Consider the following 25,757-nt stretch of genomic DNA (forward strand, 5'->3'; position numbering starts at 1 on the left):
TGCTCGGGCTGTCTTTTTAATTCATGAGCAATAATGCTTCTTTGCCGATCATACCTTTTGTTGCGCCAAGATTCTCCGCTTCATAGGTAACGGACTCCAGCGGGGCTTCAAGCAATTCATCAATCGTTTTTACCCCAACCGCCCTGCCGGCAATAACCTTCCTGCCCTTTAGTTTTTCATTGAGAAGTGCGACATCCAGAGCTCCGCACATAATGTATCCTTTATCTCCTGTAACGACAAGCAGGTTTGTCTTTGGCAGTTTTACAGAAATGCATAAAAATGTCCTGCCTTCTATTTCTATAGGTGACATGTCGATCATGATTACAACTCCCTCCTTCAATCCCAATAACACTCTATGAAGGAGAGGGGAAAAGCGTGATATCTTGATCACATAATGGTGAAAATTGATGAGAATTTCTGCTCATACAAAAACAGCCTTTTAATAAGACGCCAGCTTCCACTCAAGCAAATTTCGAAGGAATTCAGGAAGCCAATATCGTTTTTCCTCAGCACGCTGGATTTCCGGGAAGAAGCGGCCGAATGTGAACATATCAGGAATGGCCAGTGTATAGTGTTCCTTAGGGTTTATCAGCTTTCCATTGATGAGAACCTGCTGCACATTCCCTTTTTGCTGAAACTTGATACCATCGTACTCCATGATCCCCATGACGGTGCCGCGGAAGCCGAGACCCTTTATCTGCAGATGGGGCCATTTTTCATCCCTGGTCTGCAGGAGTACTTCTTTTAACTCTGCTCCTGACATCCTGATCGTACAAGGATTGATTGGATGGGGACAGATCTCCAGCAAGTCGAATTTCGTGACTTCTCCCCGGTTCAGGCCTTTAAGGATCATGCCGGCATTCATGAAAGCGCAATCGGCATCGCACCATTCTCGTAATGCCTGAGTGAGCATCTTTGTTAGCTCTGAATGCTGCAGTGGGTCTGCCTTTAATTCTTGTGGCAGAGATGCAACACTTTCTGCCATCAGCCTTTTGCCTTCGAGAAAATACCCTTCTGCCATTGCTTTTTCGCCTTGAGCCTGATCTGCCTCATTCATATCATAAAGAACGGCACTCCTGTGTAAAATCCGCTTTGTTTTTTCATCCAGCTTCAGGGTTACATGACCGGTATAGTACCCAAACTTCCCTGCTCCCGCCAGCAAGCTGGAGCCCACTTCCTTGCCCTCATGTAAAATGTGGTGGGTATGGCCGCCAAGAATGACATCAATCTCCGGAAACTTCGCGGCAATCAGTTCATCATCATGTATCCCTAGATGTGACAGGAGAATAATAATGTCGGTTTCATCTCTCAGTTGGTCGATGCATTTTTCCAGCTCATCAATCGGGTCATTCAGCTTCCAGCCCAGCTGTGCATAAAACCGTGCAAAATTCACTGTGACGCCAATAACACCGATCCTCGTTCCTTTGCTGCTTATGTATACATGATATGGCTTCGCCCACGCCGGTCTGTTTCCATCCTGTTTATAAAGATTCGCAACCAGCAGTTCGAAACTTTTTTCAAGGTACATCGAATCCAGATCCTCGAAAGGAAGAGTGATGCCTTCGTTATTCCCTATCGTCGCTGCATCGTACCCCGCTTCGTTCAGAAGGCGGCAATTCGCCTTTCCCCTAGTCGCATCAGATAAAGGGTGCCAGCGGTCCATATGGTCGCCGATATCGAACACAAGAACCTCATCACCGGCTTCTTCATGCCAGCGTCGACGCTCGGTCACAAGCTTATGGATGCTTGGCCAGTGCTCCAAATGGCTATGCAAATCATTCGTATGGTAAATATGAATAACTTCTTCCATCTAACCATCCATCCTCTTTTTAAAATGAAGTGCCCCCCTGCATGGTGCCAGGAGGGTGCAAATTATCTAAAACAAATCAAGCTGCCTTGGGTTTAACCCTTCATATTCGATATCCAACAGCTCGACCATCTGTTTAGCATTATCCGCAGCATCCCCGCCGGAATTGTTGTTGAACAATGCGAAAACCTGGGAAGTACTCTCGTTCAGCTTTTTCAGGTGATCTGACCATTCCTGTAATTCTGCCTGATTATAGCGATATAGATAGCGAACCTCGCGCCAGTCCTCGCCTTTCCCTTTCTTGTTCCAGCCATGGACATTGCGGCCATGAAAGCGGACTAGTACCTTATCATTGGAAGTGGATTCGAGAACTGTAGGAATGGAGCCCTCCCCTGCTTGCGGTTCATCGCAAATGCTGTGGATCCATTTTTCCTTTCTCATAAACTCCAGTGTCTTCTCGCGCATTTCATCTCTGAACCATGATTGGTTGCGGAACTCGAGCGCACAATCGATATCCCCCATTTGGTCGCGACACCAGCGCAAATAATCGACATTCTCCTTGCGCAGGTCAAACCACGGCGGAAACTGGAAAAGCGTCATCGCATGCTTATTCGACTCAAGATAAGGCTGGAGCGACTCTTTGTACGCATTGAACATCTCATGTTTATCAGTAAAAGGAATTTCGCCGCGCTGATGCCCGGTCATTCCCTGGTACGCTTTTACGATGAACTGAAAATTGTCTGGTGTATCCTCTACCCATTTCGCGGCATTCCTCACAGGCTGCACAGCGTAAAAAGAGGCATCGACCTCAACTGCAGGAAAGTGGCTGGAGTACTCCTTCAGTTTATCACGCGGTGAAACCTTGCCTTCATATAAACTGTCATGGTCCCCCCAGCCCGTTAAGCCAACAATAATCATCTGTGCACCTCCATTTTAGTTTCATGATAGCATATTTCCCCACAATTGAAATGGAGAAACAACCTGGGGTCCGCCATTAAAGGGAATATTGCATTTTGTTATCGATTGATGGCAGATTGTTTTGCATAATTGCCCGTTAGGCTGCGTTTTATATTAAAAAATCACATTAATCTCATGAAAATCGAGGTGGATTGTACTAAGAATTGAAACTATTGTACAAGAAATTGATTGATTTGCATCGAAAAGTGAATTTTTTGTACAAGAAATTGATTTTCACCAGGAAGTTGAAACTATTGTACAAGAATTTGATTGATTTGCATCGAAAAGTGAAACTACAGCACAAGAAATTGATTGATTTGCATCAAAAGTCGTATTTTATTGTAAAAGTATTTGATTGATCTTCACCAAAAGTTGAATCTATTGGACAAGAAATTGATTGATTACACCAAAATCTAACGAAATTGCACTGAATTCCTTTTTATGTGGTAATTCACCGCTTGATTTTGAAGCTAAGTAACGAGCTGGAAAAATTATTCTCCTAATCAAAGGGCTTAATCTCCCAAACTTATCGCATATTTATTCCGTTCAATTCAATAATCTCCCACTAATCATCATTAATCTTTCCAAAGTACACGATAATCGTGCCGTCTTCCTATTTATGTAAAAAAATCACGAGCTTATACTGCTGTTTTTAAAAAGAACAAAAAAATCCACCTGCCATAAGCAGGTGGATTCCAGTATCTATCATTATTAACCGATAGAACCTTCCATTTCGAACTTGATCAGGCGGTTCATTTCGACAGCGTATTCCATTGGCAATTCTTTTGTGAATGGCTCGATGAAGCCCATTACAATCATTTCTGTTGCTTCTTCTTCGGAGACTCCACGGCTCATCAGGTAGAACAATTGCTCTTCTGAAACCTTGGAAACCTTCGCTTCGTGCTCAAGAGAAATGTTGTCGTTCAGGATTTCATTGTATGGAATCGTGTCTGAAGTAGACTTGTTATCCATGATCAGCGTATCGCACTCAATGTTTGAGCGGGCGCCGTCGGCTTTGCGTCCGAAGTGGACGATACCGCGGTATGTTACTTTTCCGCCCTGCTTTGAGATCGATTTTGATACGATGGTTGATGATGTGTTTGGCGCAAGGTGGATCATTTTCGCACCTGCATCCTGGTGCTGGCCTTTACCAGCGATTGCGATTGATAGTGTCATACCGCGTGCGCCTTCACCCTTGAGGATGACTGCCGGGTATTTCATTGTCAGCTTGGAGCCGATGTTGCCATCGATCCATTCCATTGTCGCGTTCGCTTCACAGACCGCACGCTTTGTAACAAGGTTGAAGACGTTGTTTGCCCAGTTCTGGATGGTTGTATAGCGGCAATATGCGTCCTTTTTGATGATGATTTCAACGACCGCACTGTGAAGCGAGTTCGTTGTGTAAACAGGAGCTGTACATCCTTCAACATAGTGTACGTGCGCGCCTTCATCAACGATGATCAGTGTACGCTCGAACTGGCCCATGTTTTCAGAGTTGATGCGGAAATACGCCTGAAGTGGAGTATCCACTTTGATGCCCTTTGGAACATAGATGAAAGATCCGCCAGACCAGACCGCAGAGTTCAATGCTGAAAACTTGTTGTCTGTTGGAGGGATGACTTTCCCGAAATGCTCACGGAAAATGTCTTCATTTTCTTTCAAAGCAGAATCTGTGTCCTTAAAGACAATTCCAAGGTCTTCAAGTTCTTCCTTCATGTTGTGGTATACAACCTCTGATTCGTACTGCGCAGAAACACCGGCAAGGTATTTTTGCTCAGCTTCAGGGATTCCAAGCTTGTCAAACGTCTGCTTGATTTCATCTGGAACTTCATCCCATGATTTTTCAGAGCGCTCAGAAGGTTTTACATAGTAAGTGATTTCATCAAAATTTAATGAAGCCATGTCGCCGCCCCATTGAGGCATTGGCATATTGTAGAAGTGCTCCAATGATTTTAAACGGAAGTCCAGCATCCACTGGGGCTCTTCCTTCATTTTTGAAATTTCTTCAACGATTTCACGCGTCAGGCCGCGCTTAGACCGGAAGATGGAAACGTCTTTATCGGAAAATCCGTACTTATAATCACCGATCTCTGGCATTTTTTTAGCCATCGTCGAATTCCTCCATTCTTAAAGCAAGGAAACCAGGTTTCCTGCTTTGTAGTTGTTCGCTGCAGGCCAATCCCCTGCAGCCCTTTCGGAAAAAATCATCAGATGATGATTTCTTATTGGCTGTCTTCCTCTTCCTTCAGGCCTTTCTCCATTGCCTTCCATGCAAGAGTAGCACATTTGATCCTTGCTGGGAATTTCGCCACACCTTGCAGTGCTTCGATATCCCCGAGGTCGAGATCATCCTCTTCATAATCTTTTCCCTGCATGATGTCAGAAAAAACCGTTGAAAGCTTTAAAGCTTCCTCGATGGGTCTTCCTTTGACCGCCTGCGTCATCATTGAAGCAGAGGACATGGAAATCGAGCAGCCTTCCCCTTCGAATTTTGCGTCCGCTACCTTGCCGTCTTCGACTTTCATCGTCAGCTGGATGCGGTCGCCGCATGTCGGGTTGTTCATATTGACTGTCAGGCTGCCTTCTTCCAAAACACCTTTATTGCGAGGGTTCTTATAGTGATCCATAATAACTTGACGATAAAGGTTATCTAAATTATTAAAAGACATCGCTGAAATACTCCTTTGTTTTGACAAGTCCGGCTACGAGCTTGTCAATATCTTCTTCTGTGTTGTACAGGTAGAAGCTTGCACGTGCTGTCGCGGATGCCTTCAGCCACTTCATCAAAGGCTGAGCACAATGGTGTCCCGCGCGGACGGCGATTCCTTCAGCATCTAATACAGTTGCCACATCATGTGGATGCACATCATCAATATTGAAAGTTACGAGTCCAGCACGCTTGCCGGCTTCCTTGGGTCCATAGATCGTCATGCCTTCGATTTCAGACATTTTATCCATGGCATAGGCCGCAAGTGCGTGTTCATGCTTTTCGATATTGTCGAGTCCGATCTCATTCAGGAAGTCGATTGCGGCACCAAGACCAATCGCACCAGCAATGATCGGTGTTCCGGCTTCAAATTTCCACGGCAGCTCTTTCCATGTTGATTCGTAAAGACCTACGAAATCAATCATTTCGCCGCCAAATTCAACCGGCTCCATTTTTTCAAGAAGTGCCTTCTTGCCATATAATACGCCGATACCGGTCGGCCCGCACATCTTATGTCCGGAAAAAGCGAGAAAATCGCAGTTTAGGTCCTGAACATCAATCTTCATATGCGGAGCGCTCTGGGCACCATCGACAACCATGATTGCACCATTCTGGTGTGCGATCTCGGCAATCTCCTTGATCGGGTTCATGACACCCAGTACATTGGAAACCTGCATGATGGAGACGATTTTCGTATTCTCTGTCACGGTTTCTCTGACAGTATCAAGTGAAATCGTGCCATCCTCCTGCAAGTCGATATATTTCAAAGTTGCGCCCGTTTGTTTTGCCACCTGCTGCCACGGGATGATATTGCTGTGATGTTCCATATAGGAGATGACTATTTCATCGCCCTCTTTTAGATGATCACGGCCATAGCTTGCAGCTATCGTGTTGATTGCAGTTGTGGTACCACGGGTGAAAATGACTTCTTCGATTGATTTTGCGTTAATGAACTTTCGGACTTTTTCCCTTGACCCTTCATACCCATCAGTGGCTCTTGTTCCAAGAGTGTGCACACCGCGATGGACGTTGGAGTTGTATTCGCGATAATATTTGTCCAGCGCTTCGATTACCTGCACCGGCTTTTGTGATGTTGCCGCACTATCAAGGTAGACTAGCGGGCTGCCATTGACTTCCTGATTTAAAATCGGAAATAATTCACGAATTTCGCGGGCGTTCATTATTTAACTTTCCTTTCGATTACCTCAACCAACTGCTTCTTAACTCCCTCAATCGGAAGCTCATTAACAACTGGTGCAAGGAATCCGTGGATGACAAGGCGCTCTGCCTCAGTTTTTGGAATACCGCGGCTCATCAAGTAGTAAAGCTGCAATGGATCGACACGTCCAACAGATGCAGCGTGACCAGCAGTTACATCATCTTCATCGATCAGAAGAATCGGGTTCGCGTCTCCACGTGCTTTTTCGCTAAGCATAAGAACGCGTGATTCCTGTTCTGCATTAGACTTGGAAGCGCCATGCTCGATTTTACCAATTCCGTTAAAAATTGAAGTTGCGCTATCCTTCACAACACCGTGCTTCAGAATATAGCCTTCGGAATTTTTACCGAAATGGATGATGCTAGTTGTGAAATTCTGTGTCTGTTCTCCACGTCCGACAACAACAGTCTTTGTGTCGCCGTAAGAACCGTCACCAACAAGGTTGGTTACATTATCAGAAATTGTGTTTCCATCGTTCATCATGCCAAGAGCCCATTCGATGCGAGCATCTCTTCCTGCGTGGCCGCGGCGGTTCACATAAGTTGTAACGCCTTCAGCCAATGTATCAACCGCACCATACTGGATTTTCGCGTTTTGGCCAGCGATTGCTTCAGTTACGATGTTCACCAATCCGTTCACTTTGCCAGTTGTTGAGATATAGTTCTCGACATATGTCACAGAACTATTATCTTCAGCAACTACAAGCACATGATTGAAAAGGTTCGCTTCAGCATCATCATGCAGGAAGATTGCCTGAATAGGGTTGTTCAGCTGAACGTTTTTAGGAACATAAAGGAATGCTCCGCCGTTCATGAAAGCTGTGTGAAGAGCAGTCAAACGGTGCTCGTCATTTTTAACAGCTGTCATGAAATATTTCTTCAGCAAGTCGCTGTATTCCCGTGCGGCTGTGAAAATATCTGTGAAAATAACGCCCTGCTCCTGCATTTCCTTTGAAAGCTGCAGGTATGCAGGCTTATTGTTACGCTGCACATAAAGGCTATTTTCCTTTGCTTCCTGGTCTACTAGCGCTTTAACATCCTCAGGAAGTTCGTCGATGGATGAAAAGACATCGCTTTTCACAAGCAGTTTTTCAAACTGAGTGAAATTCCACTTGTCAATTTTCGTTTTATCCGGTCTTGGCATGGAAAGATCTTCAGCTTTCGCAAGTGATTGTACACGAAGCTCTGTCAGCCATTCCGGTTCATTCATTTCTTTTGAGAAGGAAGTAATGTACTCCTGGTCAAAAGCCCATTTCGTTTCCGTAGTCATTATAAATCCCCCCAACGCTTAAGCTTCTTGCCCAACTGTTTCGTCTTCGATGCCCAGTTCTTGTTTAATCCAGTCGTATCCTTCTGCTTCTAAGCGCTGTGCAAGTTCTGGTCCACCAGACTTAACAATGCGGCCCTGCATCATAACATGAACATAGTCAGGAGTGATGTAGTCAAGAAGGCGCTGGTAGTGAGTGATAATCAAGCAGCCGAAATCTTCGCCGCGCATTTGGTTGATTCCTTTAGAAACAACCTTCAATGCATCGATATCAAGACCTGAGTCGATTTCGTCAAGGATTGCAATTTTTGGTTCAAGCATCATCAATTGTAGAATCTCGTTACGCTTCTTCTCGCCGCCGGAGAAACCTTCGTTAAGATAACGCTGTGCCATATCCAGATCCATCTCTAGGAATTCCATTTGCTTATCCATCTTGCGGATGAACTTCATAAGTGAAATTTCATTTCCTTCGCCAAGACGGCTGTTCAGAGCAGAACGCAAGAAGTCAGCATTCGTTACACCGCTGATTTCGCTTGGATATTGCATCGCAAGGAAAAGACCAGCACGAGCTCTTTCATCAACTTCCATTTCCAGAACATCTTCGCCATCTAAAGTTACGGAACCGTTTGTTACTTCATATTTCGGGTGACCCATGATTGCAGAAGACAAAGTGGATTTACCAGTACCGTTTGGTCCCATGATCGCATGGATTTCTCCACCCTTTACTTCGATGTCCACACCTTTTAATATCTGCTTGCCTTCAATCTCAACTTGAAGGTCCTTAATTGATAATACAGATCCTGCCATAATATTACCTCCGTCAATATAGAAAAGATTTTAAGCCGACTATTGCCGTCTTTAGCTCTATTCTCATTTTATTCTCATTACAATCTTATAACAAATGAAAAGTGTTAGCAACACTTTAGAAGTGGAAAGAAATACAACGAACCCCGCAGATTTTTGTCAAACCCCCATTGATTTTTGGCTCATGCCGAGTGGGAAGGAAACGACCGAGCAAATTCATTTGCTCGCAGCGTTTCATTTCCACTCGGCAGCTTTTCAGCCGTGGATGAAAAGCAAGTGAAGCGGCAGCTTCACGATGTGAGCCAAAAATCAGCAGAAACCCTGACATACACCCTATTCTGCAGATGGACCTCCTAGTCTTCTTTTCACTTCCCCCACCCCGCCATTCAGCTTGCTGAATGGCGACAGGACACGACGACATAACACCATTTCATTTTAACAGAACAAGCAATTTAAAGTCGGGATATCCGCTCAAAGCTTGTACATCATTTTATTTTTCACCTTCTGTTATAAAAAAATGTACTCCGAAGCTGAAGTAACTCCTTCTTCTGACAGCCTATCCCTTTTGGACCCCAAACCTGTCTGAAGTTACCTCGACTTCTGACAGCTTTTCGTCTTTTGGCACCGAACCTGTCTGAACTTCCCCTTACTTCTGACAGCTTTTTCTCTTTTAGCACCAAACCTGTCACAATAACAGTTTTTTCTTGACAGCTTTTCCCTCTAACACCTCAAACCTGTCACAATAACGGTTTTTTCTTGACAGCTTTTCGTCCTTACACCTCGAACCTGTCACGATAACGGCTTTTTCTTGACAGCTTTTCGTCCTGACACCTAGAACCTGTCACGATAACTGCTTGATCTTGACAACTCTTAACCTAACACCTCAAACCGCTCTGAATATCATCTTGATAAGGACAAATCTCTGTAGTGTTTTCAATTCCACCTTAATGTTAACCACAACAAATAATAAAGAAACCAGTGCATCATTCACACTGGTTCCCAAAGAGTTTCTTCTATATAATATATTCTCTCGCTTACGAGTGGACTTTTCTGTCCAGGTCTGCGACCATCCGTTGGCTTTTGATATAATCTCTTTCGCGTTTTCTTTCGACTTCCATTCTTGCGTCATGGTTCATGCTGTATACCTCGTAACTAATTCCATGAGCTCCATGCATTGCTTTTTCCATTTCACTTGTGTAGTTCAGTTTGAGCTGACTAATAGTGAATCATCCCTTCGGTTTTTCGCTTTAATAAGCGTTTTTTTGATAATGCAATCTTAACACCTTTTATTTACCACTATCAAAGCGGTTAAAACCGTTAATTTTTGGATGTAATGGAATATGGCGGCCTAACGCGACTTCACCTCTGTCATTCTTAGAATACTGGCAATATCCTCCCAATTGAAGCCTTTCCTGTTATTTAACAGCCATTTGAACTGAATTTAACAGTTTTTACTGCTTCAAAGTATTCAGTTCGGACATTGCTTCCTGGACGAGTGTCACGGCCTGGCTCATTGCTGCGCCGCCGCCAAATGCAGCTGTAACTCCAACCGCCTCCAGAATTTGCTCCTCGGACGCCCCCTGATCAAGGCATCCTTTCAAATGGTAGATAATGCAATATTCATCCTGGGAATACAAAGAAATCCCAAGTGCAATCAATTGTTTTTCTTTTTGCGTCAAGGTTCCTTCCTGAAAACATACTTCCGTGAATGCATTATAGTGGCTTGCAAGCTCCGGCATTTTTTGCGTGAAAATGCCCAATCCTTGCTTATATTCATGAAGAGCTGCTTCTGTTGAATTCCGGGGTTCATAATGATGCTCCATTGTTTCCACTCCAATCTGCTTTTTTCTCGGTTAGTATGTTAATTTTCCTGGCCCGTTATGCGGCAAAAAGAAAAAGCAGGCTGCCCGCCTGCTTTTTTTAGGAGTTATTCTTTTACTGGTACGACTGCACCTTCATATTTTTCAAGGATGAAGTCCTGGATTTCTTTTGAATGAAGCACTTCAACCAGCGCCTTGATTGCTGGCTTGTCGGCATCTCCTTCACGTACAGCAATTACGTTTACATAAGGAGAATCGCTCTCCTCGATTGCGATAGAATCCTTTAGAGGGTTCAAACCAGCGTCAATTGCATAGTTGGAGTTGATCAATACTGCGTCGCCTTCACCATTGTTGAAGATCTGCGGAAGCATTGCTGCTTCATACTCTGTATCAAACTTTAGTTCTTTAGGATTTTCTGCAATATCATCAATTGTAGCTGTTACTTTTTCTACGCCTTCTTCAAGGGTGATCAATCCCTCTTTTTCAAGCATTGTCAAAATACGGCCATGGTCTGCTACTGAGCTGCTCATAATGATGTGCGCACCCTTTGGCAGATCATCCAGTGTAGTATGTTCCTGGGAATATATACCGATAGGCTCGATGTGGATGCCGCCAGCATTTTCAAACTTATAGCCATGTTCAGCCATTTGTGACTCAAGGTAAGGGATATGCTGGAAGTAGTTAGCATCTAGCTCACCTGAATCAAGGGCCTGGTTTGGCACAACATAGTCATTGAATGTCTTGATTTCCATCTCGTAACCTTTTTCTTCAAGTAATGCTTTTGCTTCTTCCAGAATTTCTGCGTGAGGTACGTTTGAAGCACCTACGACGATTTTTTTGCTTTCTTCCTTGCCGCCTTCTCCTCCAGTGTTTTCCTCAGAAGTTCCGCAAGCTGCAAGTCCCGCTGTTAAAATTAGTGCTAACAGTGCTAATAACCATTTTTTCATTTCAATTCTCTCCTTTATCTCTTATCTAATTTTCTAGTGAAGAAATCCCCTGCAAACTGGATTATAAACACAATTATCAAAATAATGATGGTGGCCATCAAGGTGACATCATTCCGGCTTCTCTGGAAACCTTCAAGGTATGCCAGGTTCCCAAGTCCGCCTGCGCCGATGACTCCGGCCATCGCAGTGTAACTGACCAGCGCGATTGCCGTCACTGTAATACCGGAAACCAATGCTGGCATCGATTCCGGCAGCAGCACCTTCCAGATGATCGTTGTCGTCTTGGCCCCCATAGACTTTGCTGCTTCAATGACCCCTTTATCAATCTCACGCAAGCCAATTTCAACCATCCTTGCGTAAAATGGAGCCGATCCAATGATCAGTGCAGGCAATGCAGCGTTTTCCCCGATCATCGAGCCCACGATGACCTTTGTAAAAGGAATCAATAGGACGATTAAAATAATGAATGGGATCGATCTGAAAATATTAACAATTGCGCTCAATACTAAATTGACCGGTTTGTTTTCCCAAATATTGCCCTTAGATGTCAAAAACAGCAGCAGTCCCAGGATTGCTCCAAGGATGAAAGTAGCCACAACGGAAATGGCACTCATGTATAGTGTCTCAACTGTCGCTTCCCACATTCTGTCCCAGTTGACATTCGGAAACAATGTCTCAGCCATTCGAAATCACCTCCACGCCGACTTCATGCTGGCCGATATACTCTATTGCCCGGGCTACTTCGCCCTCTTCACCATCAAGATGGATGAACAAGGTTCCATATGAACCATTTTGTGTCTGCGAAATTTTACCCTGGACAATATTGACCGTTATTGAAAACTTACGGATCAAGTTGGTGATCAGCGGCTGTTCGGTCCCTTCACCTACGAATGTCAGCTGGATAACACGACCATGTGGATATCGCTCAAGTAAGTGGTCAACTGTTTCCTTTGTTTCCTCCGGTTCTGTCACCTGCTGGACGAATCTTTTCGTGATTGGCTGCTGTGGATTCTTGAATACTTCCAAAACAGGTCCTGTTTCAACAACCTTTCCGCCTTCCATTACGGCGACACGGTGACAGATTTTCCTGATAACGTGCATTTCATGAGTGATCAGGACAATCGTAAGACCGAGCCTTTTATTAATATCAACAAGGAGATCAAGAATCTGGTCAGTCGTCTGCGGATCAAGTGCTGACGTTGCTTCATCCCCAAGCAGTACCTTAGGATTATTGGCAAGCGCCCTGGCGATTCCGACCCTTTGCTTCTGACCGCCGCTCAACTGGGAAGGATAGGCATCTCCCCGGCCCTCGAGACCTACAAGTGTGATTAACTCTTTTACCCGTTTCTCTCTCTCAGCACTTGGAACTCCTGCAATTTCAAGCGGGAACGCGATATTCTCTGCCACTGTTCTTGACCAGAGCAGGTTGAAATGCTGGAAAATCATGCTGATTTCCTGGCGGGCCTTGCGCAGTTCTGCTCCCTTAATCCTGGAAACTTCCTTGCCGGCTACAACTACAGAACCTGATGTCGGGATCTCCAGCCCATTCAGCATTCGAATCAAAGTACTTTTACCGGCACCACTGTAGCCGATGACTCCGTAGATTTCTCCTTCCTTGACTTCAAGGTTGACATCATCGACTGCCTTAACCTCTCCCTTGTTGGAAGGATAAATCTTTCTGGCATTTTTTATTGTAATCAATTGACTCCCCCTCTTTGCATCCGAGTATTCCACACTTATTAAAACCGTTAAATTTCCCTAAAAATAAGAAGGTTATCAATCTAGTTTCCCATTCCCTAACCGAAAAAATTCAAACTCAGTAAAATCGGGCAATAGGCTCTTATCCTTAACGGGAAAGTTGTGCTCTTGTGATAAAATCTTTTCGGACATGCTTTTTGGCTATAACTTTTTAGCATTTATTCGAAAAGAACAAAATAAAAGCCTTCCTGCAAGTGAGCAGAAAGGCATAGTAATAGTGGATTCCTTTCTCTCATCTGTCAAAGCGATCGCTTTGCGTGAATTGGCACCATTTCAGCAAGCAATGCTTACTGACGGTTGCCGGGCTTCATAGGGCACTTCCCTCCACCTCTCTTGATAAGAGCACGCTATTAAATTATCTAATCGGTTTTAAGTTACGAGTGTGATTGTAGCACGGAGTAAAAAAGTGTGTCAATAAAATTATTTTCAAATATTTTCTGGAAGGTTATGGATTTCAAATTTTAGCCGGGACTCCAGGTACTCCGGTCGCTTTTTCGATCGCCTGCTCCAGGTCTTCAATGATGTCCTCAACGTTTTCAATCCCCACTGACAGGCGGATTAAATCTTCAGGAACCCCAGCTGCTTTAAGGCCTTCTGAGTCCAGTTGCTGATGGGTTGTGCTTGCAGGATGGATAATCAGACTTTTTGCGTCGCCGACGTTCGCGACATGGGACCATAATTCTAATGAGTTGATCAGCTTTGCTCCGGCTTCCCTGCCGCCTTCAATTCCAAAAATGACTACTGCCCCGGCTCCCTTTGGAAGATAACGATCTGCCAATTCTTTGTCAGGATGTGACTCATGACCTGGATAGCTGACCCATGTAACAGCAGGATGGGACTCAAGGTAACCTACGATTTTACGGGTATTGGCGATATGCTCCTTCATGCGGACATGCAAAGTTTCTATGCCAAGATTGAATTGGAACGCACTCTGCGGACTGATTGCCGGTCCAAGGTCACGCAAAAGCTGTACTCTTGCCTTTACGATATAGGCGGCAGCACCGATTGCTTCACTGTAGACAATGTTATGGTAGCTGTTGTCCGGCTCATTGAAGCCTGGGAATTTAGGAGACTTCCAATCAAAGTTTCCTCCATCCACAATAATCCCGCCCATGACTGTCCCATTTCCTAATAGCCACTTGGTTGCCGAGTGGACGACGATATCTGCGCCATGTTCAATTGGCCGGCATAGATATGGTGTTGCAAATGTGTTATCGATGATCAGCGGAACACCTGCTTCGTGAGCAACTTCGGCCACAGCTTCAATATCCAGAACCCTGAGACTTGGATTGCCGATTGTTTCTGCATAGACTGCTTTTGTTTTTGGAGTGATCGCCTTTCGGAAATTTTCAGGATCAACAGAATCAACTAAGTGAACTTTTATTCCATACTTTGGAAGGGTGACAGCAAATAGATTGTATGTGCCCCCATATAGATTAGCGGCTGCGACAATCTCATCACCCGCATGCGCAATGTTCAGGATGGCCATCGTGATGGCAGACATCCCGCTTGATAAAGCGAGCGCACCTACACCGCCTTCAAGCAAAGCCACTTTTTCTTCCAGGGCAGTAACAGTCGGATTATGTATCCTTGAATAAATATAACCCGGTTCTTTAAGTGCAAATAAATCTGCTGCATGTTCTGTGTTTTCGAATTGGAATGCATTGCTCGAATAAATTGGTACTGCCCTTGCTCCGGTCACCGGGTCTGGTGACTGGCCGCCATGTACCCCCAGCGTTTCTATCCTGTAAGTCTTTTGCTCATTAGTCATCTCCATCTCTCCAATCTAAATAATTTATCTGAAAAAACAAAAACCCTCTTCCTAAGAAGAGGGTCATTTATCATCTCTCCTTATCTTTTCAGAGCAAAAACTCTGCTGGAATTAGCACCGTGTTTCACAACCGGTTGCCGGGCTTCATGGGGCCAGTCCCTCCGCCTCTCTGGATAAGAATATTCAATTTCGTTTTTACTGCGTTAAAGTGATAATAGCACGTCACAAATTACCAGTCAATATATTTAGATTATTCAGATATAAATTTATACACGAACTGGTCCCGCAAGATAAAATAACGATTCCAAAACCAATTGGGCGCGAAAAGGACAATCAGTTGTAAAATAATTCATCTTTATTCCTTGCAGCAATTTAAGATTCCCATCAAATAAATGCTCAAAATACGCATTCATCCCCGAGATCGTTGCAGTTTTTCCCGTATCCATGCAGGGATCACAGCGGGCAACCCTGCCATCCTTAAAAGACATGTAGTATGTGTTACCCTCTGCTTCTATTTTTAAGATTAAATCCAGTTTTTTTACTAGTTGCAGAATATGCTCCTTGTTGGGAATCTCATTTACAAACCTGTCTATTCGTTCTTGCATTCCGATCAACTCCCTCATATTACATATTCCTTGTAATTAGGGAAAAACCTGTTGGAATCCTTCGACAAATAATTCGATGAAAAATGAATTTACATCGTGAATAACGTAAAAAAAGACAATACCGTGTGATATTTCGGCATTGTCTTTCATTTCCCGAGAAATATATCCAAAGAAATACAGTAATCAAGCCGTTTTTGTATTCACTATGCCGGATTTTGGCTTATCCATCGTTTTGAAGACTACGAAGAAATAAGTGGATCCAACTAAATACAGACAAGCAGTGATAGTAAAAACTGTTGCATATCCCCAATAGGAACCGTATTTCAAGACAATCCCAGTCGATACCGGCCCCATCACTGCCCAGCCGAGATTAAACACCATTTGATTCACAGAGTTGGCCAAACCCTTCATGGAATCATCAACCTTCGACATCATTAACGACATCTGGATTGGATTGCCCGCGTTCATTAGTGCCTGACGGAATAAAAAGCCTAGAGCTGCCAGCCAAAAATTCTGAGTGTACGCTGTCAGCAGCAAAAACGGCAAAGAAAGCATCTGTAAAACAACTACCGCTCTTACTTCCCCAAGTCTGCGCACAACCAAAGGCCCGATGATCATCGCAACAGCTGTTGCTCCTTGCCCCAGTGAAATGACCAGGCCAATCAATGAATTGGAAGCCATGAACCGATCCGCAAAATAGAGGTTCAAGTATGGGATGACCAATCCTGCTCCAAAGCCTATCATCAATTGGGCTACCGCAAACAGCAGGATGATTTTGAAGCTGGCTTTTTGGGGGATGATTTTGGATTTTCCTTTTATATCGCCAGCCGATATGCGGGATGGCCGATTTTCATTTAACCTCATAATCGGAAGCAGGGCAGCCATAAACAAGAACGATCCAATCATCAATGTATATCTGATACTTTCAAGTCCAGGTACCACCATGCCGAATAAGTCTGTGAGGATTCCACCCAAAAGACTTCCTATTACATTGGCACCCGTCATTATCGCAAAGTGAATACTGAATAAATGTACGCGTTGTTCAGGTTTCGAATTCTCCGCCAGCCAGGGAATGATCGACACCTGGATAAATGCGGAAGCAAGGCCTGTTCCAAACGCAAAAAGAATTAATAAGGACTGACTTTCAACAATACTCCGGCTGAATAAGATCAGCCCTGTCGCGACGGCTCCATACAGCATCAATTTTTTCCTGCCTGCTTTATCACTCAGTATGCCTGCTGGGATAAGAATGAGAGCAGTTGCCAGCGAGGTCATGGCTATGACCTTTCCGTTTACAAGCTCATTATAGCCTAACTCCCTGATGTAAAAATTATAAATGACCATGAAAATTCCAAGGCCAATCTGGGTCAATATGTTCGCAATGAAGGTAAGTCGTATGTTTCGATTATAAGTTTTAATTTGTGCCGCCCATTCCTGGTATAGAGCCATTTTATTTCGCCCCTCAATTATTTCGCTAATCTAAATATAATATTTATGGAACGATATGTAAATCTATTTTGTCGGTTCATTTTTATTAGAAAAGGATCTCTATCCAACGGGGAAGTATCGCTTCTATCCGGCAATATCATCTTTTATAGGTAAAAACAAAACACATATCTGAAATGGGCAAAAAAAAAACGGCATAGCCGCTTTTACATCAATTTAAACCTTTTAGTTTTTCATAAAGATAAGGAACAGATTGAAATGCGTAGATTTTTTCTAGCACCTCTCCCTTGTTCAACACAATCAGACATGGGACACTTTCAATCTCAAATCGTTCCGCCATCTCAGGCAGATAATTCAAGTCTGCTTTGCCTGAAGGAATTTCCGGCAGCAGCTGATCGATGACAGTGAGCATCTTTCCAGCTACCTGGCAGGTACCGCACATTGGTGTGTAAAAATATAGGTAACCTGTTCTTTTTTCCTCCAGGAAGGTTTCCATCTCTGATTTAGTCCATTCTTCCATCTACAGTCATCCTTTTTCTAAATACTCTGCATGAACATCAATATTTGCGCCAATTAAAACTGTAGCAAGGTGATTTTCCGGTGCCGTAGCCACTTCCCTGTACATCCTGTCAATATACAAATGGTTCGCCTCAGGAAATTCCCTTTTAAATTGCTTTCTCAATTTTTCCCCTGACGCATCTGCATCCACGAGGATATATACATCTTTATCAAAAAGGGAATCAATCAGTTCATCAAGCTTCGAAACACCAATAGTCCCATTAGTACAAATAATTTCAACCGGTTCATTTAGCACGGTTTGAACTTTCTTTTTGTCTGACGAACCCTCTACTATGATCACCTTGTGATTTTCGTCCATCGCCATAACCACCTATGCACCAGAGATAATTACCTTACAATATTATAAACATGAATATTGAATTTGTGCTGTTATGTTCATATTTCTATTGTCACTGTTTTTAAAGGAGATTGCAAAAAATTAGACTAGCATGCTGACAGGAAAGCTGCTTAAACTTTTCTTATATGACCATATTGAGCGTTGCGCTGTGTTTTGGGTTTATAGAAACTTCCTGTGTGACCTTTTTCATGATCTAGCGTGATTTAGGGCTTATAGAATTTTCTATGTGATCTAACCAGCATTGCTTACTTGGAGCACATAGAGAAAAACAGCGGCATGTCTGGCCGCTGTTCTGATTTGTCTAACACCAGCCGCCTTCATCACAATCAGTATACCGAGGTTGTGATTGATCCGGCACTGATACATGCTGGTAAATCTTATTCTGTTCTGCCTCATAGTGATGCTCCAATTTCATCTGCATTCCTTCTGGAAGCTCTATGGATCCAATGTGTTCGTTTTCCAGGTAAAGCTGTACCTGGCCGTTTTCAAGCTTTCCTGTCACTCTGTCCGTTATATCAAGCTTTTGTTGGTTCAGTGTCATAAGTTTCACCCTTCTTCGATAGTTGATTGCTTTTAGTTTGTCCGAATTCAGGCAATGAATTGATGGAAAAATGAAGGAGTTTATAAGAAAAGCGGAAGCGCCTTGTTCAGCCCTGACAAGCGTTGGAGGGCCGGCCAATGAAGTCGCTCTTTGACTTCATTGGCCGGACCGAAACGTCTCGAGCTGCTCAAAGCTAACGCCTTTCGCAAGATACTCGAGGAAGCAATAGCAGGGATGAAAACTGGTTAGGCGCTGGAGCTGGAGCTGGACAATCTTCATCATAAAATTTCCAATAAATTATTCACAATAGAAAACGCCTTGAATTATCAAGGCGTCAGTTTAAATTATTCTTTGATCATGTCTTCGTATTGTTCAGATGTCATTAGCTTTTCAACTTCACTGTTGTCAGATAGCTCAACAGTAATCATCCAAGCTTTTTCGTATGGTGATTCGTTAACAAATTCAGGGCTGTCATTTAATTCTTCGTTAATTTCCACTACCTTGCCGCTTACTGGTGCATAAAGCTCTGATACCGTTTTTACGGATTCTACACTTCCGAATGGCTGGTCAACAGTGATTTCGTCGCCCACTTCCGGCAGTTCGACGAATACGATGTCGCCAAGTTCAGATTGCGCGAAATCTGTGATTCCGATGCGAACCTTTTCTCCTTCTACCTTTACCCATTCGTGTTCTTCAGAATAACGCAACTCTTTCGGTGCATTCATTGACTATCCCTCCAATTGTATATCTCTATCGATTAATATCGATGGGACCAAAATTACAGCCAGGCTTTTTCAAATTCATCCTCTTTAAAGCCTACAGTTACTTTTTCCCCGTCTGTCATCAGCGGGCGTTTGATGAGCATGCCGTCAGATGCAAGCAGTTCAAGCAGCTCATCTTTAGATGCTGTCTTGATTTTGTCTTTCATCCCCAGTTCCCTGTATTTCTGGCCGCTCGTATTGAAAAATTTCTTGATATCGAGGCCACTTTTTTCCAGCATTTCTTCCAGCTGGGATTGGGAAGGCGGGTTTTCGACAATATGTACTTCATTATAGTTTACTTCATGCTGGTCCAACCATTTTTTGGCGTTCCTGCATGTGCCGCATTTAGGGTACCAATAAAACGTCTTTGCCATATTTTTCACCACCCTTTGCTAGTATCCCAATAATAAAACCCTCTAATCGGATAGTAACATAATAAGGCTGAAAAATACTAACATTCCGTGTTTAATTTCCCCGATATTTTAGGCATCCATTACTTAATTCTACATAATTCGAAAAATTCCTGCATGAATTAAAAGGCAGTCCAAAAAAGTAAACACTCCTCCCGGAAAACAGGAGAAGTGTTCAAAAACATTAGATTAAACGATGAAACGCTCTGCTTCGATCAGCTTTTCAGATGCTTCACGCTTCTTCGCAATGACATTGATCGGAGTATGTCTTGTGAACTTGCGCAATGCAGAAGTCAACATGCGAAGCGCGTCGCCTTCTTCTGTTGCAACAAGAGTTTCTTTTGCGTCACGCTCGATTTCATTGAATGCTTCCTGGCAGAAGATTTGCGTGTAAAGAAGCTTTTGCTTGCTCTTTTCAAGACCTTCTTTGTCGATCGCTTTTTCTGTACGAAGAACAGCAGATTCCATTGAATAAGCGTTAGAGATGATATCCGCGATATTAACGAGGATCTCCTGCTCTTTTTCCAATGCTTTGCCAAACTTTTGTGCAGCTAATCCAGCTGCAAGCAAGCCGATTTTCTTCGCGTTTTTAACAAGGTATTTCTCCTGTGCCAACGGCTCATCGCCTGGCTCTTCAGGCATTAGCATCATGAGCTCTTCCTGCAGCTGTTGAGCTTTTTGCAATAATGGAAGCTCGCCCTTCATAGCTTTACGCAGGAATGTTCCTGGTACCAACAGGCGGTTGATTTCGTTCGTACCTTCGAAAATACGGTTGATCCTTGAATCACGGTAAGCTCTTTCGATTTCATACTCCTGCATGAAGCCATATCCACCGTGGATCTGTACACCTTCATCTACAACATAGTCAAGTGTTTCTGTTGCGAAGACTTTGTTCATTGAGCACTCGATTGCGTACTCAGCGATTGAGTCAGCGACTGCTTTACCGTTGTTGATTTCTTCCTCAGACAACTGGTTCATTCTTTCTTCGAACAAGCCTACTGTACGGTATACAGAGCTCTCAGTTGCGTATATTTTGGAAGCCATTGTCGCAAGCTTCTCTTTTGTAAGGTTGAATTGTGAAATAGGTGTCTTGAACTGCTGGCGCTGGTTAGCATACTTTACAGTCAGACCGAATGCCTGCTTGGCACCGCCAGTTGCGCCTACACCCAGCTTATAACGGCCAATGTTCAGGATATTGAATGCAATAAGGTGGCCTTTTCCAGCTTCACCAAGAAGGTTTTCGACAGGAATTTGAGCATCCTCAAGAATCAATGTACGTGTAGAAGAGCTCTTGATCCCCATTTTCTTTTCTTCTGCGCCTACTGATACTCCAGGATATTCTCTTTCAACGATGAAAGCGGTGAATTGTTCGCCATCGATTTTAGCATAAACAACGAATACGTCCGCAAAGCCAGCGTTTGTGATCCATTGCTTTTCTCCGTTCAGAACGTAGTGAGTGCCTTCAGCATTCAGCTTAGCAGTTGTCTTAGCACCAAGTGCGTCTGATCCCGATCCTGGCTCAGTAAGAGCGTAAGCTGCAAGCTTTTCACCAGTAGCCAATGGTGGAAGATATTTTTGTTTTTGCTCTTCATTACCGAATAGAACGATTGGCAATGAACCGATTCCAACGTGTGCACCGTGGGAGATGGAGAAACCGCCGGCAACTGCCATCTTCTCAGCGATTAAAGCTGAGCTGATTTTATCAAGGCTTAAACCGCCGTATTCTTCAGGAACGTCAGCTCCAAGAAGGCCAAGCTCTCCAGCTTCCTTCAATAGTTTCACAGTGCGGTCAAACTCATGCTGCTCGATATATTCAACCTGAGGCAATACTTCGTTCGTGACGAAATCCTCAGTTGTTTTTGCAATCATTTTATGCTCATCTGTGTAATCCTCTGGAGTGAAAACATGGTCATAAGTTACATCTTCGATTAAGAAGCTTCCGCCTTTTACAAGCTTTTCTGTTTGGTTACCCATTTATTGTTCCTCCTATCCATTTTGGGGAGAGGCTGAGGCCTCTCCATATATTGTTTAAAGTAGTTCAAATACTCCAGCTGCACCCATGCCGCCGCCGATACACATTGTGACGACGCCGAATTGCTCATTTCTGCGTTTCATTTCGTGGATCACCGTCAAAGTCAGCTTCGCGCCAGTTGTTCCCAGTGGGTGTCCCAATGCAATCGCTCCACCGTTCACGTTGACTTTATCTTCATCAAGACCCAGCTCGCGGATGACCTGGATTGATTGTGAAGCGAAGGCTTCGTTCAATTCGAATACACCGATATCTGAAACTTGAAGTCCAGCAAGCTTCAATGCTTTAGGGATTGCTGCCACGGGACCGATTCCCATGATTTCAGGAGGTACTCCGCCAAGTGCGAATGACCTGAATTTAGCCAGAGGCTTCAATCCAAGAGATTCAGCTTTTTCGCGGTCCATGACCATGACTGCCGCTGCTCCGTCACTAGTCTGTGATGAGTTACCTGCAGTTACTGTGCCGTTGATATTGAACGCCGGACGCAGCTTCGCAAGTGTTTCCAGGTTCGTGTCAGGACGTACTCCCTCATCCTGTTTGAATTGGATTGTCTTTTCAACAAGCTTATTGTCTTTTCCTACTGTACGGAGGGTTACATCGACAGGAACGATTTCATTCTCGAATTTGCCTTCCTGGATTGCTTTTGCCGCGCGCTGATGGCTTCTTACTGCAAATGCATCCTGGTCTTCACGGGATATGCCGTACTTCTTGGCTACTTCCTCAGCTGTGTGGCCCATTCCCATATAATATTGCGGAGCACTTTCAGCCAATTTAGAATTAGGGCGGACGACATGGCCCATCATTGGAACAAGGCTCATTGATTCGGCACCACCAGCGATAATGGTGTCTGCATGGCCAAGCATGATTCTTTCCGATGCATTCGCAATAGCCTGCAGTCCTGAAGAACAATAACGGTTGATTGTAATGGCCGGCACTTCATGTGACAGACCAGCAAGTGCACCGATATTACGCGCCATATTCAAGCCCTGTTCTGCTTCTGGCATTGCACAGCCAATGATTAAATCATCAATATTCCCTTCATAATTGCCTGCTCTTTTTAGAGTTTCTCTTACTACAAGAGCTCCAAGATCGTCAGGCCGGACATTAGCAAGAGTTCCTTTTTTTGCTTTTCCGACCGGTGTCCGTGCTCCGGCTACGATTACCGCTTCTCTCATCTCATTCCCTCTCTTTCCTTTGATGTTAAAATATATTTCACTGTGAAACTATAAATCTATTAGTTGCGCAATGGCTTGCCTTTTAAGAGCATATGCTGCATGCGCTGCTGTGATTTCGGTTCTGCCACAAGGCTTAGGAACGCTTCTCTTTCAAGGTCAAGCAAGTATTGCTCATCTACTTCGGTTCCGTATGGCACTTTTCCGCCGGCGATGACATACGCAAGCTTCTTCGCGATTTTCAAGTCATGTTCAGAAATGTAACCTGATAGATGCATCGTTTGAGCACCCAGCAGCAGGGTTGCATATCCCGGTTCGCCTGTTACAGGAACCTTCTTCCTCACAGGTGCTTTATAACCGCTTTCATATAAGTTCAATGCAGCCTGTTTGGCATCATATAACAAGTGATCGCTGTTAACGCTGATACCATCTGCTTCATTCAGGAAGTTATTTTCACGGGCCTCTTCTCCTGAAGTGGAGACTTTAGCCATTGCGATTGTTTCGAATACTTTATTCGCAACCTTTTGAAGGTCGAAATCAACGCCTTTTGGCAGTCCTTCAAGATGCTTGATATAAAGCTCCTTGTTTCCGCCGCCGCCCGGAATCAAGCCTACACCAGCTTCTACCAGACCCATATATGTTTCCATGGATGCCTGGATATGAGCTGCCGGCAAGCACATTTCAGCGCCTCCGCCAAGCGTCATTCCAAATGGAGCAGCTACAATTGGCTTAGAGCTGTATTTGATTTTCATCGTCGTCTGCTGGAATTGGCGTACGACCATATCAAGATCCCAGATATTATCATCCTGGGCTTCCATCAGGATCATGGCAAGGTTGGCACCAACTGAGAAGTTTTTGCCCTGATTGCCGATTACAAGACCCTTAAAATTCTTTTCTACTTCATCGATCGCGAAGTTGATCATCTGAAGGATATCTGGTCCGATTGAGTTGCTGTGTGAGTGGAATTCCAGAAGGGCGATTCCATCTCCAAGATCAATAAGGCTTGCGCCGCCATTCTTTTTAATGACACCCTTTTGCTTCTTCAAGAGCTTCAGGTTAATTGCCTTTGGATTTTCTTCTACAGCTGCGTATTCACCATTATGGTAATAGCTCAGTCTGCCATCTTCTTCTTTGTAGAATGAAGTGAAGCCTTTTTCGACCATTTCTTTTACCCACGCAGGAACAGTCTTGCCTTCAGACTCCATTTTGCTGATTGCTTTTTCGACGCCTAGTGCATCCCAAGCTTCGAAAGGCCCCATTTCCCAGCCGAATCCCCACTTCATTGCACGGTCAACCGCGACGATATCATCGGCAATTGTCCCAAGCAACTCAGCTGAGTAAACAAGCACAGGGCTGAAAATATTCCATAAAAGTTCACCGGAGCGATCCTTACCATAAACAAGCGCTTTCATTTTATTGGCAAGGCCTTTTTCCTGCTTAGCCATTTCAGTAGACGCTGTCTTTAATTTTTTACGCGGGCCGTATTCCAGTGTCTGTGGATCGAGTTCAAGAATTTCCTTGCCCTGTTTCAGGAAGAATCCCTGCCCTGACTTGCTTCCAAGCCAGCCGTTCTCAAGCATCTTCTTCATGAACTCAGGTACTTCAAAGACTTCCTTTTCTTCCCCTTCAACCTGGTCATACACGTTCTTTGCAACATGGGCGAATGTATCGAGACCAACTACATCCAGTGTTCGGAATGTTGCGCTCTTAGGACGGCCGATCATTGGGCCAGTTACAGAGTCAACTTCACCAACACTGTAGCCGCCTTTCACCATTTCTCTTACTGTTACCAGCAATCCGTAAGTACCGATACGGTTTGCGATGAAGTTAGGTGTATCCTTCGCCTCAACGACACCTTTTCCTAGCTGGTCTTCACCGAAAGTCTTAATGAATGAAAGGACTTCAGGATCCGTATCCTTAGTAGGGATCACTTCAAGCAGCTTCAGATAGCGCGGCGGGTTGAAGAAATGCGTGCCCAGGAAATGCTTCCTGAAATCTTCGGAACGTCCTTCCGCCATTGCCTCGACTGAGATTCCTGAGGTATTTGAGCTGATGATGCTTCCCTGCTTGCGGTATTTATCTACATCAGTGAAAACTTTCTTTTTAATATCAAGGTTTTCAACCACTACTTCAATAACCCAGTCGACATCTTTGAGTTTTTCCATATCATCTTCGAAATTGCCTGCTTCAATTAGAGCAAGATTCTTTTTGGAAGCCAAGGGTGCCGGCTTTTGCTTCAATAACTTCTGCAGTGCTCCTGCACTGATTCGATTGCGCACCTGCTTGTCATCAAGTGTCAGGCCTTTCGCTTTTTCCTGTTCCGTTAATTCCCGAGGTACAATATCCAGCAGCAATGTCGGAATCCCGATGTTTGCCAGATGTGCGGCAATCCCTGATCCCATGACACCTGAACCAAGCACCGCTGCCTTTTGAATTTGTCGCATCAATTTTGTCTCCCCCTTTGACTCTTTTTGAATGAATACTCATTCATTTTTGCACCAAAAAAAATATGCATATAAATGAGCTCTGTTAATTACTACTATAAAATATTTAAAAAATTTCCGCAATAATAAGGTGCGGAAAAAAGAAAATTTTTTGAATCTTTAATCCCCATGCTTATTTCTCCTGACTTGGGCACTCTATAAAGGCAGTACCTTTATCTTTAAAAACACGGAGGTATGATCATGGCTAGATTGAAAAAAGATCCATCCAAGGCTGGCGTCAGCGCTGCAAGTGTAAAAGGAAATGCTGGCCCGTCTATGGGTAAGGGCGGCGAAAGAAAACAGAACAGCCAGAACAGCCAGTATAAAAAATAAAAGCG

At 44.1% G+C, this 25,757-nt stretch carries 25 protein-coding genes and 2 riboswitches; of the genes, 1 reads left to right on the forward strand and 24 read right to left on the reverse strand.

The genetic code is table 11. The features are described from left to right. Nucleotides 1-16: 16 nt before the first annotated feature. From J7E35_RS00295 to J7E35_RS00410, 24 genes are all read right to left on the reverse strand, one after another. Nucleotides 17-319 (reverse strand): YunC family protein, encoded by a 303-nt coding sequence (locus J7E35_RS00295; RefSeq protein WP_214776225.1) that lies wholly within the window; start codon nucleotides 317-319, stop codon nucleotides 17-19. A 120-nt stretch (nucleotides 320-439) separates the two neighbouring features. Beyond that, nucleotides 440-1,810 (reverse strand): bifunctional metallophosphatase/5'-nucleotidase, encoded by a 1,371-nt coding sequence (locus J7E35_RS00300; protein ID WP_214776226.1) that lies wholly within the window; start codon nucleotides 1,808-1,810, stop codon nucleotides 440-442. Nucleotides 1,811-1,876: 66 nt separating this feature from the next. Then, nucleotides 1,877-2,725 carry a DUF72 domain-containing protein gene (locus tag J7E35_RS00305; protein ID WP_214776227.1) on the reverse strand — a complete coding sequence of 283 codons (849 nt, stop codon included), beginning with the start codon at nucleotides 2,723-2,725 and terminating at the stop codon, nucleotides 1,877-1,879. Between the two features lie 750 nt (nucleotides 2,726-3,475). Continuing rightward, entirely contained in the window at nucleotides 3,476-4,873 is a 1,398-nt protein-coding gene (sufB, locus tag J7E35_RS00310) for a Fe-S cluster assembly protein SufB (RefSeq protein WP_214776228.1), read from the reverse strand. A 113-nt stretch (nucleotides 4,874-4,986) separates the two neighbouring features. Further along, nucleotides 4,987-5,433 carry a Fe-S cluster assembly sulfur transfer protein SufU gene (sufU, locus tag J7E35_RS00315; RefSeq protein WP_192470132.1) on the reverse strand — a complete coding sequence of 149 codons (447 nt, stop codon included), beginning with the start codon at nucleotides 5,431-5,433 and terminating at the stop codon, nucleotides 4,987-4,989. Next, nucleotides 5,423-6,652 (reverse strand): cysteine desulfurase, encoded by a 1,230-nt coding sequence (locus J7E35_RS00320; protein WP_214776229.1) that lies wholly within the window; start codon nucleotides 6,650-6,652, stop codon nucleotides 5,423-5,425. The genes sufU and J7E35_RS00320 overlap by 11 nt, the downstream gene beginning before the upstream one ends. After that, nucleotides 6,652-7,959 carry a Fe-S cluster assembly protein SufD gene (gene sufD, locus J7E35_RS00325; RefSeq protein WP_214776230.1) on the reverse strand — a complete coding sequence of 436 codons (1,308 nt, stop codon included), beginning with the start codon at nucleotides 7,957-7,959 and terminating at the stop codon, nucleotides 6,652-6,654. Before sufD ends, J7E35_RS00320 begins: the two co-directional genes overlap by 1 nt. Nucleotides 7,960-7,977: 18 nt before the next feature. After that, the gene (gene sufC / locus J7E35_RS00330; protein WP_214776231.1) at nucleotides 7,978-8,763 is read right to left on the reverse strand and encodes a Fe-S cluster assembly ATPase SufC; all 786 of its coding nucleotides are present in this window, start codon (nucleotides 8,761-8,763) and stop codon (nucleotides 7,978-7,980) included. Nucleotides 8,764-9,794: 1,031 nt separating this feature from the next. Further along, nucleotides 9,795-9,947 (reverse strand): YuzK family famiily protein, encoded by a 153-nt coding sequence (locus J7E35_RS00335; RefSeq protein ID WP_214776232.1) that lies wholly within the window; start codon nucleotides 9,945-9,947, stop codon nucleotides 9,795-9,797. 264 nt (nucleotides 9,948-10,211) lie between these two features. After that, nucleotides 10,212-10,583: a carboxymuconolactone decarboxylase family protein gene (locus tag J7E35_RS00340; RefSeq protein ID WP_214776233.1), complete on the reverse strand. Its 372-nt coding sequence runs from the start codon at nucleotides 10,581-10,583 to the stop codon at nucleotides 10,212-10,214. Between the two features lie 104 nt (nucleotides 10,584-10,687). Further along, complete coding sequence (locus J7E35_RS00345; RefSeq protein WP_214776234.1) at nucleotides 10,688-11,527, reverse strand: MetQ/NlpA family ABC transporter substrate-binding protein; 840 nt, start codon at nucleotides 11,525-11,527, stop codon at nucleotides 10,688-10,690. A 14-nt stretch (nucleotides 11,528-11,541) separates the two neighbouring features. Further along, nucleotides 11,542-12,210 carry a methionine ABC transporter permease gene (locus tag J7E35_RS00350; protein WP_214776235.1) on the reverse strand — a complete coding sequence of 223 codons (669 nt, stop codon included), beginning with the start codon at nucleotides 12,208-12,210 and terminating at the stop codon, nucleotides 11,542-11,544. Beyond that, nucleotides 12,203-13,228 (reverse strand): methionine ABC transporter ATP-binding protein, encoded by a 1,026-nt coding sequence (locus J7E35_RS00355; protein WP_214776236.1) that lies wholly within the window; start codon nucleotides 13,226-13,228, stop codon nucleotides 12,203-12,205. The genes J7E35_RS00350 and J7E35_RS00355 overlap by 8 nt, the downstream gene beginning before the upstream one ends. A gap of 286 nt (nucleotides 13,229-13,514) precedes the next feature. After that, nucleotides 13,515-13,628: riboswitch (SAM riboswitch) on the reverse strand. 111 nt (nucleotides 13,629-13,739) lie between these two features. After that, nucleotides 13,740-15,056 carry an O-acetylhomoserine aminocarboxypropyltransferase/cysteine synthase family protein gene (locus J7E35_RS00360; RefSeq protein ID WP_214776237.1) on the reverse strand — a complete coding sequence of 439 codons (1,317 nt, stop codon included), beginning with the start codon at nucleotides 15,054-15,056 and terminating at the stop codon, nucleotides 13,740-13,742. Nucleotides 15,057-15,133: 77 nt separating this feature from the next. Beyond that, a riboswitch (SAM riboswitch) is annotated at nucleotides 15,134-15,236 on the reverse strand. A gap of 86 nt (nucleotides 15,237-15,322) precedes the next feature. Further along, nucleotides 15,323-15,661 carry a hypothetical protein gene (locus tag J7E35_RS00365; protein ID WP_214776238.1) on the reverse strand — a complete coding sequence of 113 codons (339 nt, stop codon included), beginning with the start codon at nucleotides 15,659-15,661 and terminating at the stop codon, nucleotides 15,323-15,325. A 183-nt stretch (nucleotides 15,662-15,844) separates the two neighbouring features. Beyond that, entirely contained in the window at nucleotides 15,845-17,110 is a 1,266-nt protein-coding gene (locus J7E35_RS00370) for an MFS transporter (RefSeq protein WP_214776239.1), read from the reverse strand. Nucleotides 17,111-17,318: 208 nt separating this feature from the next. Next, complete coding sequence (locus J7E35_RS00375; RefSeq protein ID WP_214776240.1) at nucleotides 17,319-17,627, reverse strand: thioredoxin family protein; 309 nt, start codon at nucleotides 17,625-17,627, stop codon at nucleotides 17,319-17,321. 6 nt (nucleotides 17,628-17,633) lie between these two features. Further along, the gene (locus J7E35_RS00380) at nucleotides 17,634-17,990 is read right to left on the reverse strand and encodes a toprim domain-containing protein (RefSeq protein ID WP_214738930.1); all 357 of its coding nucleotides are present in this window, start codon (nucleotides 17,988-17,990) and stop codon (nucleotides 17,634-17,636) included. Between the two features lie 334 nt (nucleotides 17,991-18,324). Further along, nucleotides 18,325-18,564, reverse strand: a complete 240-nt coding sequence (locus J7E35_RS00385) for a YusG family protein (protein WP_214776241.1) — start codon at nucleotides 18,562-18,564, stop codon at nucleotides 18,325-18,327. 344 nt (nucleotides 18,565-18,908) lie between these two features. Beyond that, nucleotides 18,909-19,289, reverse strand: a complete 381-nt coding sequence (gcvH, locus tag J7E35_RS00390) for a glycine cleavage system protein GcvH (RefSeq protein WP_214776242.1) — start codon at nucleotides 19,287-19,289, stop codon at nucleotides 18,909-18,911. 53 nt (nucleotides 19,290-19,342) lie between these two features. After that, nucleotides 19,343-19,699, reverse strand: coding sequence for an arsenate reductase family protein (locus J7E35_RS00395; RefSeq protein WP_214776243.1), 357 nt, complete (start codon nucleotides 19,697-19,699; stop codon nucleotides 19,343-19,345). Between the two features lie 225 nt (nucleotides 19,700-19,924). Then, nucleotides 19,925-21,709, reverse strand: a complete 1,785-nt coding sequence (locus tag J7E35_RS00400) for an acyl-CoA dehydrogenase family protein (protein ID WP_214776244.1) — start codon at nucleotides 21,707-21,709, stop codon at nucleotides 19,925-19,927. 54 nt (nucleotides 21,710-21,763) lie between these two features. Further along, on the reverse strand, nucleotides 21,764-22,939 hold the full coding sequence (locus J7E35_RS00405) for an acetyl-CoA C-acetyltransferase (RefSeq protein ID WP_214776245.1): 1,176 nt from the start codon (nucleotides 22,937-22,939) through the stop codon (nucleotides 21,764-21,766). A gap of 59 nt (nucleotides 22,940-22,998) precedes the next feature. After that, nucleotides 22,999-25,380, reverse strand: a complete 2,382-nt coding sequence (locus tag J7E35_RS00410) for a 3-hydroxyacyl-CoA dehydrogenase/enoyl-CoA hydratase family protein (protein ID WP_214776383.1) — start codon at nucleotides 25,378-25,380, stop codon at nucleotides 22,999-23,001. Between the two features lie 240 nt (nucleotides 25,381-25,620). Between J7E35_RS00410 and J7E35_RS00415 the strand changes: the two genes are divergently transcribed. Continuing rightward, a complete protein-coding gene (locus J7E35_RS00415; RefSeq protein ID WP_214776246.1) occupies nucleotides 25,621-25,752 on the forward strand; it encodes a YuzL family protein in 132 nt (43 codons plus the stop codon). Nucleotides 25,753-25,757 lie beyond the last annotated feature (5 nt).

Origin of the sequence: Bacillus sp. ISL-45, from assembly GCF_018613195.1 — a bacterium.
GTDB lineage: Bacteria > Bacillota > Bacilli > Bacillales > Cytobacillaceae > Mesobacillus.